This window comes from Pseudomonas veronii (assembly GCF_002028325.1).
In the GTDB taxonomy this organism is placed as follows: Bacteria; Pseudomonadota; Gammaproteobacteria; order Pseudomonadales; family Pseudomonadaceae; genus Aquipseudomonas; species Aquipseudomonas veronii.
This window is the reverse complement of sequence record NZ_CP018420.1, coordinates 4,066,147-4,083,518: the sequence shown is the minus strand read 5'-3', so window position 1 is coordinate 4,083,518 and position 17,372 is coordinate 4,066,147. Positions and strand designations below refer to the sequence as shown.

The following is a 17,372-nucleotide window of genomic DNA, read 5'->3' as shown; positions in this document are numbered from 1 at the left end:
AGGGCGCGGCAAAGGTTTGATTCCATCGCCGGTGTAGCGACGAACGGAACTGGTTTGCCCGCAAACATGACAAGACCCCCTGGAATGGGCTAGCTTCAAGGGCGTAATCATTGATCAACTTGCGGAGGTAGGCCATGCCAGTGAAACACGACCTGTATCAGGACTTGGGTTTGAGCAAGGACGAAGTCGATGGACACCGGGCGAAAAATCCGCGTCTGAACGCGCTGTTTGATAAATACAACGCCGTCGACGAACTGGTGGTGAGCGCTGAAAAGGCGGCCGGCAGCGATGAGGAACTGAAGAAGTTAAAGGAAAAACGCTTGTTGGTTAAAGATGAGATCAAGGGTTTGCTGGAGTAAAGCGCGCGATCCATTCACCCCGCAGGGAGCGCGTCAGTCGCTCCCTTGCACATTTTTTCAGATTTGGCTGAACGACATCCTTCCCGCCGATACTTATGATGCCCGCCGTCCACCCGGCTCTGGGGGATTATAGGGCGCGAGGATTGCGCTGCTGAGCCGGGCGGGCAGTTTGTTTCAGGCCAGTAGCGTGTGAGTGCATTCATCCATCGAGCGTTGTTGCGTCTCGGCATACAGCGCCAACTCATCAAGGGTCTTGCGCCCCAGTGCCTGTTCGAATTCGGCCTGGTTCGAATTGGCTGCGTAGTGACTTTGCGCTGCATCCCCCAGGTTCGACTGGAAAATCCCCGCGGCACTCACCGGCAGAAAATCCTCATACACCAGCGGTTCTACATCGACGTGACCGGCGGCGATCAGCGCGTCCAGCGTGCGCGGTTGGTCGGCTTGGCCGCGTGCCGCGAGGCCTTTGTCGGTGGCGAAGTAGCGGAAGTAGGCCAGGCCTTGTTCGCGCATTTGTGTGTGGTCGTCCGGGAAGGCCTGGAAGTGCTGTTCCATCAAGTGCATGTAATGCGCGGCGTTGGCTTCGTTGGGGAAGGCGCCGAGTGCGTCGCGGGCGGCATTCAGCAGTTGGTCGTACAGCGCGCGGCCTTTGGGTGTGAGGGCGACGCCGCGTTGTTCGATTTCGCCGAAACGTGCGCTGTGGCTGCCTTGGGCGTCGGTGAAGGCGATGGTTTCGTCGAGGGCCTTGAAGCTGGTCTGGCGCAGCAGGATCGGGCAGTGGCGGCGCGGCGGGCCTTCGATCACGGCTTTGGGGGTGATGCCTTTGCCGGGCATGGCGGCCTGGACCTGGTCGATATCCAGGGTGCGCGGGGTCAGGTGGTTGATGTGCGGGCCCTTGAAGGCCACCACGTCGGCGATCAGGCGATGCTGGTCGCTCAGTTGCCGGTACTGCGCGGCGGTGACGGTGGCGGTGTGGTGCCAGCGGAAGGTTTCCAGGGCCTGGCGGATGAATGCCTCGGCGTCGTCAGCGTTGAGGCCGCCATCGCGTTCCGCTTGTTCGATCAGGGCGAGGGCGCCGGGGGTGAAGATCGAACGCTTGGCCAGGGCGGCTTCGGCGAAGGCGCGCAGTTCGGGGTTCTCGATCAGTTCCAGGCGCAGCAACGAGGTGAACACGCGGAACGGGCTGGTTTGCAGCGCGAATTCATGCACGGCGCGAAATGCGGTGGAATGCACCGGCACGCCGGCCGGGGTCAGGTCGTAGTAGCCCACCGGTTGCATGCCCATCACCGCGAACAGGCGGCGGATGGTCGCCAGTTCGGCGGCGGTACCCAGGCGAATGGCGCCGTGGCGTTCCATGTCCAGGCGCTGGATTTCGCCGGTCCGTTGCAGCTGTTGCGCCAGGCTCGGGTCGGCGTCGAGCACGCGGCGGTTGATGTCGGCCACCAGCCCCATCAGCGCGCCGTACAGGGGCACTTCATCGCGGTACATGTCGGACATGGCCTTGGAAAAACCTTTGCGGATGTCGTCGGGGCTGATAAACGCGGTGCTGGGCATAGAAAAATTCCTGGCTGCGGTAAGAGTAATGAATGCCGTTACCCCCGATTCTGTTGGGCGCCGCAGGCCCGCGCAAACGAAGATTCCTCTGGACTTCATTCTGCAAACGAATGAGTGGGGTAAAACCGTCTTCATGTGCATCCCGCCGGGAATGGGTTCTACACTGGCCTTACGCGATGGCTGAGGGAGGATTGGATGAGCGCCACTATTGTGCAAACCACTGAAGGCCAGCGCCTGGCCGCCGATTCCGCCGAGTGCTGGCGCGAGTGGGGCCCGTACCTGAGCGAACGCCAATGGGGCACGGTGCGCGAGGACTACAGCGCCGACGGCGATGCCTGGCGTTACTTCCCGCACGAACAGGCGCGCAGCCGCGCTTACCGCTGGGGCGAGGATGGCCTGGCCGGGTTCAGTGACAAGGCGCAACGCTGGTGCCTGGGCCTGGCGCTGTGGAACGAGCGTGACGCGATCATCAAGGAGCGCCTGTTCGGCCTGAACAACGCCGAGGGCAACCACGGTGAGGACGTCAAGGAACTGTACTTTTTCGTCGACGGTGTGCCGAGTCATGCCTACATGCGTATGCTCTACAAATATCCCCACGCGGCGTTTCCCTACGCCGACCTGATCGCCGAAAACGCCCAGCGCGGGCTGGCGGACGCCGAGTACGAAATCCTCGATACCGGCGTGTTCGAAGACAACCGGTATTGCGACGTCAGCGTCGAATACGCCAAGCACCAGCCCGACGATATCTTCATGCGCGTCAGCGTCCACAACCGCTCCGACCAGCCGACACGCCTGCAAGTGCTGCCGCAGGTGTGGGCGCGCAATGATTGGAGCTGGACCGTCGGCGCGCCGAAACCGCAGTTGCGGCTGGACGGCGAGCGCGTGCTGGCGCGGCATCATGAATTGCCGGACCGCCACCTCAGCGCCTGGGGCCAGGACGGCGTCGAATGGCTGTTCTGCGAAAACGAAAGCAACGCCCCCAAGCTGGACGGGCAACCGGCGCCGGGGCCGTTCAAGGATGGGATCAACGATTACGTGGTGGCGGGGCAGGAAACCGCGATTCGCCGCGACAGCGGCACCAAGGCGGCCGCGCGTTTCATCCTGGAGTTGGCGGGTCTGGAGCGCAAAGTCGTGTATCTGCGCTTTGCGCCCAAGGACGCGCCCGAGGTCAATGCGCGCAAGCTGTTTGAACAGCGCCGCCAGGAAGCCGATGACTTCTACGCCGCGTTGCAACAGGGTATTGCCGATGCCGATGCGCGCAATGTGCAGCGCCAGGCCCTGGCCGGTTTGCTGTGGTCCAAGCAGCTCTATTACTTCGACGTGAACCAATGGCTCGACGGCGACCCGACCCAACCCGCGCCGCCGCCCGAGCGTCTGCAACGGCGCAATAGCCATTGGCGGCACCTGTCCAACTTCGACATCCTCTCCATGCCCGACACCTGGGAATACCCGTGGTACGCCTCCTGGGACCAGGGCTTTCAGGCGGTGGCCATGGCGCTGATCGATCCGGGGTATGCCAAGCAACAACTGTTGCTGCTGGTGAAGGACCGCTTCATGCACCCCAACGGCCAGTTGCCGGCCTATGAATGGCGCTTCGACGACGCCAACCCGCCGGTGCATGCCTGGGCCTGTTGGCGGGTGTATCAGCAGGACAAGGCGTTGACCGGCGTCGGCGACATGGATTTCCTGGAGCGGATCTTCCACAAGTTGCTGTTGAATTTCTCCTGGTGGGTCAACCGCAAGGATGCCGAAGGGCGCAACCTGTTCCAGGGTGGGTTCCTCGGCCTGGACAATATCGCCTTGTTCGACCGCTCGGCCGCACTGCCGCCGGGCTACCAACTGGATCAGGCCGACGGCACGGCGTGGGTGGCGGCGTATGCGCTGGACCTGATGCGTATCGCGCTGGAACTGGCCAAGCGCAATGTCGTGTACGTCGATATCGCGGTGAAGTTTTTCGAGCACTTCCTGTATATCGCTGGCGCGATCAACCGTGTCGACGACAGCGCCGAGGGCCTGTGGGACGAACAGGACCTGTTCTTCTACGACGTACTGCACCGTCCCGACGGTCAGAACGAACCGGTGCGCCTGCGTTCCATCGTCGGCCTGATGCCGCTGTTCGCCGTGCTGGTGCTGGAACAGCGCGAGCATGAGGGCCTCGAAGGCTTGCGTGAGCGGTTGTTGGGCTTCATGCACCACCGGCCGGACCTGGCCAAGCTGGTCTCGCGCTGGAACGAACCGGGGCAGGGCAATCGCCTGTTGCTGGCGTTATTGCGCGGCGAGCGCACCAAGGACTTGCTGCGGCGCATGCTGGATGACGATGAGTTTCTTTCGGCATTTGGTGTGCGCTCAATGTCCAAGGCCTTTGCCGAGCAGCCCCTGGCGCTGAAGATGAACGGCGACACGTTGTGCGCGCGCTACCAACCCGGTGAATCCGATTCGCGTTTGTACGGCGGCAATTCCAACTGGCGCGGGCCGTTGTGGATGCCGGTGAATTACATGCTGATCGAATCGTTGCGCGAGTTTCATCGGTACTACGCGGATAACTTCTCGGTGGAGTACCCGACGGGCAGTGGTTATCTGTCGTCCCTGGAGGAAGTCGCCGACAGCCTCAGCCAGCGTCTGAGCCGATTGGTCCTCAGGGATGACAATGGCCTGCGTCCGTCGATGGCCGGGTATGCGCAGTTGGAGGCGGACCCGGCCAGCCGTGATCTGGTGTTGTTCCATGAGTATTTCCATGGGGAGACCGGGCGCGGGTTGGGGGCGTCACACCAGACGGGGTGGAGTGCGTTGGTGGCGTTGCTGTTGCATGTACCCTCCACGCCTTGAATCGGGTAAATTCGCCGCCCCGAGTTTTACAAGGATGTAGATCATGGCGAACGCTGCCATCCCCCACCAGATTTGGAGCAGTTCAAGAAAGTCGACGCCGCTGATCGCCGGCCGAGAAACGACAAATCCCGCCATTGGCGGGATTTGTCGTTTCAATGCGTGCGTTACAGCCAGCGTTCTCAGGAAGGGAACAGATCGCTCAGCTTCATCGCCAGCATCATGTCGCCTTCGGTGCGCAGGTTGCCGCTCATGAAGGCCTGCATGCCGTCGGTTTCGCCGCTGACGATGCCTTTCAGTGTTTCGCCGTTCATGACCAGGGTCACCAGGGCGTCTGGGTTTTCGCCTTTCTGCAGTTCACAGGTGCCGTCTTTGACGATCAGCGAGAAGTGTTCGCTGTCATCGATACAGAAACCGAATACCAGGTCCAGGCCGGCAGCAGCGGCTGGGTTGAATTTGGCTTTCATTGCTTCTACGGCTTTAGCTACGTCAGTCATGGTTTCGATCCTTTAGGGTAGAGTCCAGCGACCTTGGGGTCACGGTTGGCCGCACTTCATCGGAAAGTGATGAGCTGCGGCGCCTTCAACAGTTGCAAGTGGGTATGACTGTTGAAGGAAGCCAGTGCCACCTCGCGACCGCGGAATTTCAGCTGGTTGAGCGAGGTGTTAACAATTTGCCAGTTCAGTTCGAAGGCCTGGGCGGCCGGCATCCGGGTAATCAGGTGGAGCAGGGCAGTAATAGTGCCGCCGGAGGTAAACACGGCGATCTTGTGCGTGTTGTCGGCCGCTTCCAGCAGACGCTGCAGGCCACCCTGGACGCGCTCGACAAACCCCAGCCAGCTTTCCAGCCCCGGCGTATCGTAAGTGCCGGCCACCCAGCGCTCGATGATCAGGGCGAAGATGCGCTGGAACTCGCTGCGGTTCTGCGCGGCGTTGCGCAGGATGTCCAGGGCGTCGGGTTCGCGGGTGAGCAGGTCGGGGAGCAGGGCGCGGATGATCGCGTCGGCGTCGAATTCGTTGAAGGCGCTGTCGACTTCCAGGGCTGGAACCGCCAGGCCGAGGGCGCTGTATTGATCGAACGCGGCCGTGGCGGTGTGCTGCTGGCGGCGCAGGTCGCCGGCGACGCAGCGGTCGAACGTCACGCCCATGTCTGCCAGGTGGCGACCGAGGATTTGCGCTTGTTCCACGCCGACGGGCGACAGGACGTCATAGTCGTCTGCACCGAAGGAGGCCTGGCCATGTCGAATCAGATAGATGCTGCCCACGTCCGTTTTCCCGGTACGTTGAAAGTCTGGCGAGGTTATGAGGATGCCTGCGAGCTGTCAATGAAAAAACATACGCTTGTTTTAAAAGCGTGTTAGAGCGCCTGCCTGCTGGCGGTTTGAGCACTGGCTCCCCGGCGGTCCCGTCGGTATGCTTGGGCGATCCGCGCCTGGCGCCGTGCATTGTTAAGGAGACACATGGATTTTTTGGCTGAATACGCGAGCTTTCTGGCGAAGACCGTCACCCTGGTGGTCGCGATTCTGGTGGTACTGATCAGCTTCGCGGCACTGCGCAGCAAAGGTCGTCGCAAATCGGCTGGCCAGTTGCAGGTCAGCAAGCTGAATGATTTCTACAAAGGCCTGCGCGAGCGCCTTGAATCGACCGTGCTCGACAAGGATCAGCTCAAGGCCCTGCGCAAGTCTGAAAGCAAAGCCGAAAAGAAGAACAGCAAAAAGAAACCCGAGGCCAAGCCACGGGTGTTCGTGCTCGACTTCGACGGCGACATCAAGGCCTCGGCCACCGAGAGCCTGCGTCATGAAATCACTGGCTTGCTGAGCCTGGCCACGCCCAAGGACGAAGTGGTGCTGCGCCTGGAAAGCGGCGGCGGCATGGTTCACAGCTACGGGTTGGCGTCGTCGCAACTGGCGCGGATTCGCCAGGCGGGCGTGCCGTTGACCGTGTGCATCGACAAGGTCGCGGCCAGCGGCGGCTACATGATGGCGTGCATTGGCGAGAAGATCATCAGCGCACCGTTCGCGATCCTCGGTTCCATCGGGGTGGTGGCGCAGTTGCCCAACGTCAACCGCCTGTTGAAAAAGCACGATATCGACTTTGAAGTGCTGACCGCCGGCGAATACAAACGCACCCTCACCGTGTTTGGCGAAAACACCGAGAAGGGCCGGGAGAAGTTCCAGGAAGACCTGGACATCACCCACCAGTTGTTCAAGAACTTCGTGTCGCGCTATCGCCCGCAGCTGGCGATCGACGAAGTGGCGACCGGGGAAGTGTGGCTGGGTGTTGCAGCCCTCGACAAGCAACTGGTCGACGAGCTGCAAACCAGCGACGAATACCTGGCCACCAAGGCCAAGACCGCCGAGGTATTCCACCTGCATTACTCTGAGCGCAAGAGCCTGCAAGAGCGCGTGGGCCTGGCGGCCAGCGGTTCGGTGGACCGCGTGCTGCTGACCTGGTGGAGCCGGTTGACCCAGCAGCGGTTCTGGTAAGCCTTTTTGGGGTATAGGTAATACCTGTGGGAGGGAGCTTGCTCCCTCCCACATTTAGTTCTGTGTGGGTATCGGCTTGCGCATCAGCCTCCCCACCACCAGCGCTCCGAGCAATCCCAATAACCCTGCCACCCACAACACCCCGCTGAACCCGTCCACAAACGCCTGCCGCGCCAGCGGTTGCAGCCTCACCCGCGCCGCCTCGGGCACCAGGTTCAGCGCCGCCGGCATATCACCCGCCACCACCCGCGAAGCGATTCCCGCCACCTGCGCCTGCCATTGCGGGTCGATACTTGCGCGCAACAACTGTTCGCTGTGGCTGCTCAGCAGTGCCCCATATACGCCGATGGCCAACATGATCGCGCTGAAGCGCATGGTGGTGCTCATGCCCGAGGCCATCCCCGCACGCTCCCGTGGCACGCAGGCCATGATGTTTTTCTGCGTATCGCCGTTGAGCAAACCGGCACCGGCCCCGGTGACTGCAATCGCCAGGGCAAAGGGCAGGTAGCCGCCGACATTCAGCGCCCAGGCGCTCAACAGGTTGCCGCAGCCGACGAGGGTCAAACCGCTGGCCATCATGGTCGCCGGCGCCAAGCGTTGCGCCAGGCGTGCGCCGATCCGTGGGCCAATCAGCATTGTCAGCGCGAACGGCAGCATGCCCAGGCCCGAGGCAATCGCGGAAAAGCCCAGGCCGTTCTGCAGGTAAAACGGCAGCAACGTCATCATCACCTGGGCGCAGCCGGCGTAGGCGAACATGCCCAGCAGGGCGCCGATAAAGCGCGGGTGACGGAACAGTTGCAGGTCGACCATCGGCCGCTGCTGCAGCCGCTCGACCAGCACGAACACGCCCAGGAGCAACCCGCCACCGAGCAGGCGCGCGTAGGTCAGCGGGTTGTCCCAGCCGATGCGGTTGGCCTCGATCAACCCCCAGATCAAACACAACAGGCTGGCGCTGAATGCCAGGCTGCCCCACGGGTCGAGCCGCGCAGCCAGGGTATCGCGGGACTCGGGGATGGCGTGCAGCACCAGCGCCATCAACCCCAGGCCCACCGGCAGGTTGAGGTAGAAAATCCAGCGCCAGCCCAGGTACTCGGTGATCAAGCCGCCGAGGGTCGGTGCGGCGGTCATTGCCACGCCCATGCACGCGCCCCAGAACGCCCAGGCCTTGGCCCGTTCCACTTCGTCGTGGAAGGTGTGGCCAATGGAGGCGAGCGCCGAGGTGAGCAGCAGCGCGGCGCCGACGCCTTTGACGGCGCGCGCGATATCCAGCCACAGCGCGCTGGGCGCGGCGCCGCAGCCGAGGGAGGCGAGGATGAAAATACCCAGGCCCCAGATCAGGCTCTGCTTGCGGCCGAAGCGGTCGGCGACGCTGCCGGCGGGCAACAACAACGCGGCGAAGGCGAGCATATAGGCGCTGACCACCCACTCGATATCCGCGAAATTGGCCCCCAGGTCGCGGGCGATACTCGGCAGGGTGACGGCGACGATATTGGTGTCGAGCACGATCAGCGAGCAGACGCCGGAAGCGGTCAGCAGTGTCAGGCGTGGACTGACCCGGCTCATGCTGTAATTACCCTATAGGCAATATGGAAAAGGCAGTTGACGGACATCGCAAGGGCTCTCTACTGTTGAAGTACCTTGAGCTTATCCCCGCACGCTGCTGCCTTTGTTAGCCACGGCGAAGCACTTCATTACCTTTGAGCTAATCCTCGTATGGACATCCGCCATTTTCGCTACTTCCTGGCCGTGGCCCGACAGCGCAACTTCACCCGCGCCGCCGAGCAACTGGGCATCGCCCCGCCGACCTTGAGCCGGCAGATCCAGGACATGGAAACCAGCCTGGGCACGCGCTTGTTTATCCGTCAGCAGCGCGAAGTCAGCCTGACCGAAGCCGGCGCCGCGCTGTTGGTCGAGGCCGAAGCCACCGTGCGTCAATTCGAATTTGCCCAGCGCAGTGCCCAGCGTGCCGGGCGTGGCGAGACCGGCCACATCGAATTGGGCTACGTGGCTTCGGCGGTGTATTCCGGGCTGTTGCAGCGACAAATGCACGGGTTCAGCCAGGCGTTTCCCGACGTCAGCGTGAACGTGCGCGAATGTGCGATGGCGACCTTGCCCGGCGCGGTGGCGGATGGGCGCTACGACATAGGCTACATCCGTTCGCCGATGACGTTGCCCGACGGCGTGGAGGCGGTACGCCTGCACCGCGAAGGTTTCGTGCTGGCGCTGCCCCAGGATTCCTGGTTACTGGGCTTGAAGGGCATCGGTTGCGAGCATCTGCAAAACGAGACGTTTATCCTGCCGGAGCAGATCAGCGGCACGTTGCACGTCGCCGCCCAAGGCGGTTATGCGCCGCGCCTGGGGCCGCAGCCGGGCGGGTTGGTCGCGGTGGTGGCATTGGTGTCGTTGGGGCAGGGCGTGGCCGTGGTGCCGGCATCGGTGGTCGGGCATGTGAGTCTGCCGGGCGTGGTCTATCGCAGTATCCAGGGCAGTGAGGCGGCGTCGTGGCTGTCGTTGATTCACCGGCGCTTCGAGCAAGCGCCGGCGGTGGCGCGGTATATCCAGCAGGTCAAGCAAGCGCCAGCCTGAGGCGTTACACCAGCCGCGGCTGCACGGAATCGGCCAGGCGGGTGAGGATCAGGCAGCACGACACCGCGCCGGCATCCAGCACGCCCAGTGAGCGTTCGCCCAGGCGGCTGGCGCGGCCGATCTTGGCCACCAGGTCCTTGGTCGAGTCGCGCCCCTGTGAGGCGGCGGTTTTCATCGCGTCGAGCGCATCGCCGAAGGACGCCCCCTGCGCATGAGCCCGCTCGAACGCTTCGACCGCCGGGATCAAGGTGTCCATCAGGCACTTGTCACCCACGCCGGCCTCGGTGATGTCCTGCAACGAGGTCAGGCCGCCGCGCAGCAGATGAGCGAAGGTGGCCGCATCGATGTCTTCGCAGCCGCGCACTTCATCGGCCATGCCGATAAACAGGCTGCCGTACAACGGCCCCATGGAGCCGCCGATGCCTTCCATCAGGCTCAGGGTCAGTTCGTCCAGGGCTTCGGCCAGGCTCAGTTGGCGGCCTTCGATCGCACGCCCGCAATGGGCGAAGCCCTTGGCCATGTTGATGCCGTGGTCGCCGTCGCCAATCGCGCCGTCGATTTCGCTGAGGTACTCACGGTTGGCCACGATCACGCTGACCAGGTCGGCGACGATGGCGCTGCCGTCGCGGGTGGGAAAATGCTCGCTCATGGTTCACTCCGCCTGGGTCATGCCGATGGAACGGCAGGGTTGGTCGATCAGGGTTTTCAGCTCGGTGTCGAGGCCGAGCAGGGTCAGGGTCACGCCCATCATTTCCAGGGACGTGAAGTAGTTGCCCACGTAGCAACGGTGGATCTTCAAACCCTTGGCGGTGAGTTGGCGTTCCACCTCGGCGTAGAAAATATACAGCTCCATCACCGGCGTGGCGCCGAGGCCGGAGACCAGCACCACCACGCTGTCGTCCTGGCTGAAGTCGCGGTCGGCGAGGATCGGCGCGAGCATGCGCTCGGCCATGGCGGCGGCGGGTTCGATCGGGATGACTTCGATGCCCGGTTCGCCGTGATGGCCGATGCCCAGTTCCATCTGGCCGTCCGCAATCTCGAAGTTCGGCTTGCCCACGGCGGCAATGGTGCAGGGGGTGAGGCCGATGCCGATCGAGCGGCAGTGGTCGACGGCTTTCTGGGCGACGCGGATCACACCGTCCAGGTCGTAGTGCTGGGCAGCGGCGGCGCCGCCGATCTTCCACATGAAGATTTCCCCGGCCACGCCGCGCCGCTTGGCGATCTCGGCCTTGGGCGCGGACGCCACGTCGTCGTTGGCGACCACGGTGCGGATACGCATGTCTTTGCTGGCGGCCATTTTCATCGCCAGCTTCACGTTCATGTTGTCGCCGGCATAGTTGCCGTACAGGCAGGCCACGCCGGCGCCGTGGTCGGCGGCGCGGAACGCATCGAAGAAGCTCTTGGCGGTGGGCGAGGAAAAGATCTCGCCGATGGCCACGGCGTCGACCAGGCCGGGACCGACGTAGCCGAGGAAGGCCGGCTCATGGCCCGAGCCGCCGCCGGTGACGATGCCGACGCGGCCTTGGCCCGACGGTTTGGCTTTGACGATGACCCGTGGATTGGTTTCGTACTGGCGCAATTGCGGATGCGCGACCAGGATGCCGCGCAGCATGTCCTCGACCACGTGGTCCGGATCGTTGATGACTCGATTCATAACGCGGGTTCCTGTGTTCTTGTTTTATGGGTTCACAGCTGTTCAGTGTGGGAGGGGGCTTGCTCCCGATGGCGGCGTGACAGTGAGCTCATCAATTACTGAGCCACCGCTATCGGGGGCAAGCCCCCTCCCACATTGGGATGTGTGGTGTGCTTAGGGTTCGAGGACGACCTTGAGTGATTTGTCGCCTCGTTCCATCACCGCAAACGCTTCCTTGAAGTCCGCCAGGGCGAACTTGTGGGTCACCACGTCACGCATGTCGATCTTGCGGTTGCCGATAAAGTCGATGGCGCGCGGGTACATGTACGGCCCCAGGTGCGAGCCGAGGATGTCCAGTTCCTTGCGGTCGCCGATGATCGACCAATCCACCGTAGCCTCGTCGTTGAACACGCTGAACTCAACGAATCGCCCGAGTTTGCGCAGCATCGCCAGGCCCTGGTTGACGGCCTTGTGATGACCGGTGGCTTCGATATAGATGTCGCAGCCGTAGCCGTCGGTGATTGCGCGGATCTTCGCCAGCACGTCCACCTCGGCCGGGTTCCACACTTCGTCGGCGCCCATGCGCAGGGCGAGGGCGGCGCGTTCGGGTTTCATGTCGAGCACGATCAGTTTTTTCGGATTGCGCATGCGTACCGCGCCGATGATCCCCAGGCCCAGCGTACCGGCGCCGGCGACCACCACCACGTCGTCGAAATCCACATTGGCGCGCTCCGCCGCGTGCAGCGAGCAGGCCAGCGGTTCGATCAGGATCGCCTCGTCCGGCGCAATCGAGTCCGGCACTTTATGGATGATGCCTTCCTTGGTGAAGATCATGTACTGCGCCATGGCGCCCTGCACATTGTTCTGGAAGCCATACAGGTCGTGTTTCTGGCACATCCAGTACTGGCCGTGGTTGCAGAAGCGGCAACCCCAGCACGGCACGATCTGTTCCGAGATCACCCGGTCGCCGACCTTCACCCCGCGCTTTTCCGCACCGGGGCCGAGGGCCACCACGCGGCAGACGAATTCGTGGCCGGGGATCATCGGCGGCTTGACGTAGCGCGGTTGCTCGGCGTCGCCCCAGAACGACGGGGCGCCGCGATAGGTCTTGATGTCGCCCATGCAAATGCCGCACAGCTCGACCTTGGTGAGGATTTCATCGGGGCCGGGGGTGGGCACGTCGACGGTTTCCAGGCGGTAGTCTTCCGGGCCATGGCAGACCACGGCCTGCATGGTTTTCGGGATGATCGGGGTGAGTTGCTCGGGCGTGCGTTCGGTAACGGTGGACATGACAAAACCTCACGACAAATAGATGAATTATTGAATGCTGTAGCCGCCGTCGATCACCATGTTGGCGCCGGTGATCATTTGTGCCGCGTCGCTGAGCAGGTACAGCGCCAGCCCGGCGATTTCTTCCGGCTGGGCAAAGCGGCCCGCCGGGATCTGCAATTTGGCCCGTTCGCCGACTTCGCCGGCCCAGGCCTGTTTGCCCAGCGCGGTCTCGACGATGGTGGGGGAGATGGCGTTGACGTTGATCTGTGGCGCCCATTCCATGGCCAATACCTTGGTCATGCCGACGATGGCCGCTTTGCTCGCGCAATACGCGACATGCCGGTCCAGGCCGATCACCGCGGCCTGGGAGGCCAGGTTGACGATGCGCCCGCCGCCCTGGGCGAGCATGTGCCGGGCGCAGGCCTGGGCGACGAAGAAGCTGGCTTTGAGGTTGATGTCGAGGGTGGTGTCCCAGGCGTTTTCGCTGACGTCGATGGCCTTGTCCAGCAAGGCCACGCCAGCGCTGTTGATCAGGTAATCGAGGCGTTGGAAGTGGGCGAAAACCCGGTCGACGCTGTGTTGCACCTGGTCGATCTGGCTGAGGTCGACGGCAATGCCCAGATGCTCGGCGCCGAGGCCGGCGGCCACGGCCACCACCGCCGGGTCGCGGTCCAGCAGCGCCACCCGCGCGCCGCGTTCGACCAGCAGGCTGGCGCAGGCCAGGCCGATGCCGGCGGCACCGCCGGTGATCACCGCGCAACGGCCGGTGAGGTCGAAGGCTTGGTTCCAGAATCCAGACATGAATGACTCCTCTTTTAATAGCACTGGAGATTCAATGTGGGAGGGGGCTTGCCCCCGATGGCGGTGTGTCAGTCACCTGATCTATCACTGGTGCACCGCTATCGGGGGCAAGCCCCCTCCCACATTTGCTCCCACACTTGAGTGTGTTTCAAGCCAGTAGTTACTTGCCGCCGCTGACTTGTTGGTACAGCGCGTCGGCATTGGCGTTGGTCACCGGCACCCACGGCAGGATGTAGGTCTTGGCGGTGCCGTCGGCCCATTTCACGTCCTTGGCATAACGTTCCCAGATCACCGATTGCGGTTTGTAGTCCTTGCCGGCGAGGGCGCGTAATGCCACGTCCAATGCGCCTTGGGACTGGGCCTGGGCGTCCTGGAGGAAGGTGGTGACTTCGTCTTTCTTCGCCGCCTGGATCGCATCCGGCATGCCGTCGATCGAGGTGACGGGCACGTCCTTGGAGGTCAGTCCGTGGGACTTCAGGGCCTGCACGGCGCCCAGGGCCATGTCGTCGTTCTGCGCGATCACGCCGTTGATGCCTTTGGGGTGGGCGTTGAGCCAGTCTTCAGTCAGCGCCAGGGCTTGGGCGCGGTCCCAGTTGGCGGTTTTTTTCTCGATGATCTTGATGCCGGGGTGTTTGCCCAGCACTTCCAGCTCGCCTTTTTCCCGGTCGATCTGCGCCGACTGGCCAATCGGGCCCTGGATGATCACCACATTACCCTTGCCGTTGAGCTTGTCGACCATGGCCTGGGCCTGCAGGCGGCCGCCTTCGACGTCGTCGTTGCCCACATACGGCACGGCGGCGTCGGCCACTTTGGTGTTGGAGGCGATCACCACCACGTCGTTGCTCATGGCCTGCTTCACGCTGCCGACGCCGGCCTTGGTGTCGATGGGCACGAACAGGATCGCGTCGTAGTGTTGGGTCACCATGTTTTCAATCTGGTTGTTCTGCGTCAGGGCGTCGTAATTGCCGTCGAACACGGTCAATTGCACGGTGCCGTCCTTGACCGCCGGGTGTTCCTTGAGCTCGCGGACCCAGTTCTGCATGAACTGGCCCTTGAGGCCGTAGACGGCTGCGCCGACCTTGTAGGTCTTGCCGTCGGCGGCCACGGCGATACTGCTGGCGAGCAGGGAGAGGGCCGCCACGGCGGCCAAGGTGGTACCAAGTTTCATGAGGGGAACTCCGTTATTGTTGTAGTTGGGTCGTTCTCTAGCGTTTTTTCTTGCGCCACACGTCGATCAGTACTGCGAACACGATGATCAGGCCCTTGGCGACCTGCTGGTAATAGGACGACACGCCGAGCAGGTTCAGCCCGTTGTTGATCACGCCGATCAACAGCGCGCCGAACAGCGTGCCGACAATGCTGCCGGTGCCGCCCGACAAGCTGGTGCCGCCGATCACCACGGCGGCAATCGCGTCCAGCTCATAGGACACCCCAGCCTGGGGCAGGGCGGAAGTGGTGCGTGCCGACAACACCACGCCGGCCAGCCCGGCGAGCAGGCCCGAGACCACGTACACCGAAAACATCACCTTGCGCACGCCGATGCCGGAGGTGCGCGCGCTCTTTTCATTGCCGCCCACCGCGTACACATAGCGGCCGTAAGTGGTGTAGCGCAGCACCATCCAGAAGATCAGCGCGACCACGGCAAAGATGATGATGGGGATGCCGATCGGGCCGATCTTGCCGATACCCAGCGCCAGGTAGGCATCTGGCAGGTCGGTGATCGGGCTGCCGTCGTTGAGGATGAAGGTCATGCCGCGCGCAATGCTGAGCATGCCGAGGGTGGCCACGAACGGCGGGATCGACAGGTTGGCGACCATGAAGCCATTCACCACGCCGAGCATCGCCCCGGCGAACATCCCGGCGCTCACCGCCGCCAGCAGGCCGTAACCCTGGGTCGCGACCATCGCGCTGCACAGTCCGGCAAACGCCAGGATCGAACCCACGGACAGGTCAATGCCCTTGGTCAGGATCACGTAGGTCATGCCCACGGCGAGGATGCCGTTGATGGAGGTCTGGCGCAGGATGTCCATCCAGTTGCGCCAGGTCATGAAGTATTCGCTAGAAAACGCCATCACCACGCACAGCAGGATAAACACCAGCGGCAGGCCGAAGCGGTCGAGGGACAGGCGCAGGCGGTTGCGCGGCGCGGCGGTGATGGAGGTGGCGGGGGTGGACAGGGTTTTGGCATTCATGAGGCAAGACTCAACAAGGCTTCCTGGGAAAGGGCGGTGTCGGTGCTGATGGTCACCAGCCGGCCGCCTTTGAATACGGCGATGCGATCGCTTAAATGCAGCAGTTCCGGGGCTTCCGACGACACCACGATGGCGGCGCCGCCGGCACGCACGAACTGGTCGAGCAGGTGGTAGATCTCCTGCTTGGCGCCTTCGTCGATGCCGCGAGTGGGCTCGTCGCACAGCAGGCACACCGGTTCGGTCGACAGGCATTTGGCGAGCACGACTTTCTGCTGGTTGCCGCCGCTCATGGAGGCCACCGGCAGTTCCAGGGAGGCGGTCTTGATCTGCAGGCGCTTGACCATGTCCTGGGCCAAGCGGGTTTCCTTGCGCGCGTTGATCAGCGACCAACTCGACAGGCGTTTGTAGGCCGACAGGGCGATGTTCGACAGAATGCTGCCGGTCAGCACCAGGCCGCTGTCTTTGCGGTCTTCGGTGACCAGCGACATGCCGGCGTCGATGGTTGCCTTGGGCTGCCCGATCGGCATGGGTTTGCCTTGCAGGGTGACGTTGCCGGAATCGGCCACCGTCAGCCCGTAGATGCAATTGAGGAACTCGCTGCGCCCCGAACCCATCAGGCCATAGATGCCAAGGATCTCGCCCTGGCGCAGTTGCAGGCTGATGTCGTGGAACTCGCCTTTACGGCTCAGATTGTCGACCTGCAGGCAGGTGGCGGCGGCGCATTCGCGGCCGACCTTGTGGTCGATGCGCGTCAGTTCCTGGCCGACGATGCCGCGCACCAAATGGTCGCGGTCGATATCTGCCATGCGCCCGCTTTCCACGAAGGCGCCGTCGCGGAAGATGCTGTAGTCATCGGCAATCTGCGCCAGTTCGCTCAAGCGGTGCGACACATACACGATGCCGGCGCCACGGGCGGTGAGGCGGCGGATCGCCTTGAACAGGGTCTGCGCTTCGTGCTCGCCGATGGCCGAGGTGGGTTCGTCCATGATCATCACTTGGCAGTCATGGCTGAACGCCTTGGCGATTTCCACCAGTTGGATCTGCGCCACGCTGAGGCGGTGCATCGGGCTGCTGGCGTCGACGTCGAACTCCAGGCTTTCGAGCAGCTCGCGGGTGCGCCGGTTCAGGGCCTTGTTGTCGACGATGCAGCCGGCGCGGCGTGGTTCTCGGCCCAGCCAGATATTTTCGGCGACGGTCATGTAGGGGATGGGTTCCAGCTCTTGGGTGATCATTGCGATCCCCGATGCCAGGGCTTCACTCGGGCGGTTGAACTGCACCGCTGTGCCGTTGAGCAGGATGGTGCCGGCGTCGCGCGGGGTGATGCCCATCAGGATGCTCAGGAACGTCGACTTGCCCGCGCCATTACCGCCGCACAGGGCGTGGACGCTGCCGGCACGCAGAGAGAGGCGCCCGTCACGCAGGGCAGGGATACCGGCGTAAGCCTTGGCGACGTGTTCAGCCTGGAGCAGTAATGGCGTGGCCATCGGCGTGTCCTCGTGCTGTGAATTCTTATTAGGTCGCACAGTCATGTTTCGCTGTGAGCATATGTGTATCAAATGAAATTCTGATCAGTCAATCTCTTTCATGTAAAAGCTGGGATTCTGATGTTTTTCGCCAATAACGCCTTTCTAGACCGCTTTGACTGCCGGGTCAGTTAAATCATGCTTGAC

At 62.9% G+C, this 17,372-nt stretch carries 15 protein-coding genes; 4 read left to right on the top strand and 11 right to left on the bottom strand.

Translation table 11 applies throughout. The features are described 5' to 3' along the window. Positions 1–134: 134 nt before the first annotated feature. Positions 135–359 (top strand): DUF465 domain-containing protein, encoded by a 225-nt coding sequence (locus PverR02_RS18450; RefSeq protein ID WP_046383097.1) that lies wholly within the window; start codon positions 135–137, stop codon positions 357–359. 174 nt (positions 360–533) lie between these two features. On the opposite strand, the gene hglS is transcribed toward PverR02_RS18450, so the two are convergent. Next, complete coding sequence (gene hglS, locus PverR02_RS18445) at positions 534–1,910, bottom strand: 2-oxoadipate dioxygenase/decarboxylase HglS (protein ID WP_079444105.1); 1,377 nt, start codon at positions 1,908–1,910, stop codon at positions 534–536. A gap of 195 nt (positions 1,911–2,105) precedes the next feature. Between hglS and PverR02_RS18440 the strand changes: the two genes are divergently transcribed. After that, positions 2,106–4,736, top strand: coding sequence for an MGH1-like glycoside hydrolase domain-containing protein (locus tag PverR02_RS18440; protein ID WP_079444104.1), 2,631 nt, complete (start codon positions 2,106–2,108; stop codon positions 4,734–4,736). 179 nt (positions 4,737–4,915) lie between these two features. Here PverR02_RS18440 and PverR02_RS18435 read toward each other — a convergent pair whose 3' ends face one another. Both PverR02_RS18435 and PverR02_RS18430 read right to left on the bottom strand, forming a co-directional pair. Beyond that, positions 4,916–5,230: an SCP2 sterol-binding domain-containing protein gene (locus PverR02_RS18435; protein ID WP_046383100.1), complete on the bottom strand. Its 315-nt coding sequence runs from the start codon at positions 5,228–5,230 to the stop codon at positions 4,916–4,918. Positions 5,231–5,286: 56 nt separating this feature from the next. Beyond that, the gene (locus PverR02_RS18430; RefSeq protein ID WP_017846668.1) at positions 5,287–5,997 is read right to left on the bottom strand and encodes a histidine phosphatase family protein; all 711 of its coding nucleotides are present in this window, start codon (positions 5,995–5,997) and stop codon (positions 5,287–5,289) included. A gap of 195 nt (positions 5,998–6,192) precedes the next feature. Here PverR02_RS18430 and sohB point away from each other — a divergent pair, with 195 nt between their 5' ends. After that, positions 6,193–7,218 (top strand): protease SohB, encoded by a 1,026-nt coding sequence (gene sohB, locus PverR02_RS18425; RefSeq protein ID WP_046383102.1) that lies wholly within the window; start codon positions 6,193–6,195, stop codon positions 7,216–7,218. Positions 7,219–7,272: 54 nt separating this feature from the next. Here the strand turns inward: sohB and PverR02_RS18420 are convergent, their stop codons facing one another. Then, on the bottom strand, positions 7,273–8,781 hold the full coding sequence (locus PverR02_RS18420; protein WP_079444103.1) for an MFS transporter: 1,509 nt from the start codon (positions 8,779–8,781) through the stop codon (positions 7,273–7,275). Between the two features lie 150 nt (positions 8,782–8,931). Here PverR02_RS18420 and PverR02_RS18415 point away from each other — a divergent pair, with 150 nt between their 5' ends. Beyond that, positions 8,932–9,804, top strand: coding sequence for a LysR family transcriptional regulator (locus PverR02_RS18415; RefSeq protein WP_046383104.1), 873 nt, complete (start codon positions 8,932–8,934; stop codon positions 9,802–9,804). A 4-nt stretch (positions 9,805–9,808) separates the two neighbouring features. Here the strand turns inward: PverR02_RS18415 and dhaL are convergent, their stop codons facing one another. The 7 genes from dhaL to PverR02_RS18380 form a co-directional block, all read right to left on the bottom strand. Beyond that, the gene (gene dhaL / locus PverR02_RS18410; protein WP_079444102.1) at positions 9,809–10,453 is read right to left on the bottom strand and encodes a dihydroxyacetone kinase subunit DhaL; all 645 of its coding nucleotides are present in this window, start codon (positions 10,451–10,453) and stop codon (positions 9,809–9,811) included. 3 nt (positions 10,454–10,456) lie between these two features. Continuing rightward, positions 10,457–11,458, bottom strand: coding sequence for a dihydroxyacetone kinase subunit DhaK (locus PverR02_RS18405; RefSeq protein ID WP_079444101.1), 1,002 nt, complete (start codon positions 11,456–11,458; stop codon positions 10,457–10,459). A gap of 153 nt (positions 11,459–11,611) precedes the next feature. After that, positions 11,612–12,727, bottom strand: coding sequence for an MDR/zinc-dependent alcohol dehydrogenase-like family protein (locus PverR02_RS18400; RefSeq protein ID WP_046383106.1), 1,116 nt, complete (start codon positions 12,725–12,727; stop codon positions 11,612–11,614). A gap of 27 nt (positions 12,728–12,754) precedes the next feature. Continuing rightward, positions 12,755–13,510, bottom strand: a complete 756-nt coding sequence (locus tag PverR02_RS18395; RefSeq protein ID WP_079444100.1) for an SDR family oxidoreductase — start codon at positions 13,508–13,510, stop codon at positions 12,755–12,757. Between the two features lie 160 nt (positions 13,511–13,670). Continuing rightward, entirely contained in the window at positions 13,671–14,678 is a 1,008-nt protein-coding gene (locus PverR02_RS18390) for a substrate-binding domain-containing protein (protein ID WP_017846660.1), read from the bottom strand. Positions 14,679–14,715: 37 nt separating this feature from the next. After that, on the bottom strand, positions 14,716–15,702 hold the full coding sequence (locus tag PverR02_RS18385) for an ABC transporter permease (RefSeq protein WP_017846659.1): 987 nt from the start codon (positions 15,700–15,702) through the stop codon (positions 14,716–14,718). Beyond that, on the bottom strand, positions 15,699–17,186 hold the full coding sequence (locus PverR02_RS18380; RefSeq protein WP_046383108.1) for a sugar ABC transporter ATP-binding protein: 1,488 nt from the start codon (positions 17,184–17,186) through the stop codon (positions 15,699–15,701). Before PverR02_RS18380 ends, PverR02_RS18385 begins: the two co-directional genes overlap by 4 nt. Positions 17,187–17,372 lie beyond the last annotated feature (186 nt).

Coding starts and splice junctions, on each gene's coding strand:
- PverR02_RS18435 (WP_046383100.1), bottom strand. CDS start 5,230: ATGACTGACGTAGCTAAAGCCGTAGAAGCAATGAAAGCCAAATTCAAC.
- PverR02_RS18450 (WP_046383097.1), top strand. CDS start 135: ATGCCAGTGAAACACGACCTGTATCAGGACTTGGGTTTGAGCAAGGAC.
- PverR02_RS18380 (WP_046383108.1), bottom strand. CDS start 17,186: ATGGCCACGCCATTACTGCTCCAGGCTGAACACGTCGCCAAGGCTTAC.
- PverR02_RS18395 (WP_079444100.1), bottom strand. CDS start 13,510: ATGTCTGGATTCTGGAACCAAGCCTTCGACCTCACCGGCCGTTGCGCG.
- sohB (WP_046383102.1), top strand. CDS start 6,193: ATGGATTTTTTGGCTGAATACGCGAGCTTTCTGGCGAAGACCGTCACC.
- PverR02_RS18440 (WP_079444104.1), top strand. CDS start 2,106: ATGAGCGCCACTATTGTGCAAACCACTGAAGGCCAGCGCCTGGCCGCC.
- PverR02_RS18400 (WP_046383106.1), bottom strand. CDS start 12,727: ATGTCCACCGTTACCGAACGCACGCCCGAGCAACTCACCCCGATCATC.
- PverR02_RS18405 (WP_079444101.1), bottom strand. CDS start 11,458: ATGAATCGAGTCATCAACGATCCGGACCACGTGGTCGAGGACATGCTG.
- PverR02_RS18420 (WP_079444103.1), bottom strand. CDS start 8,781: ATGAGCCGGGTCAGTCCACGCCTGACACTGCTGACCGCTTCCGGCGTC.
- PverR02_RS18385 (WP_017846659.1), bottom strand. CDS start 15,702: ATGAATGCCAAAACCCTGTCCACCCCCGCCACCTCCATCACCGCCGCG.
- hglS (WP_079444105.1), bottom strand. CDS start 1,910: ATGCCCAGCACCGCGTTTATCAGCCCCGACGACATCCGCAAAGGTTTT.
- PverR02_RS18415 (WP_046383104.1), top strand. CDS start 8,932: ATGGACATCCGCCATTTTCGCTACTTCCTGGCCGTGGCCCGACAGCGC.
- PverR02_RS18390 (WP_017846660.1), bottom strand. CDS start 14,678: ATGAAACTTGGTACCACCTTGGCCGCCGTGGCGGCCCTCTCCCTGCTC.
- dhaL (WP_079444102.1), bottom strand. CDS start 10,453: ATGAGCGAGCATTTTCCCACCCGCGACGGCAGCGCCATCGTCGCCGAC.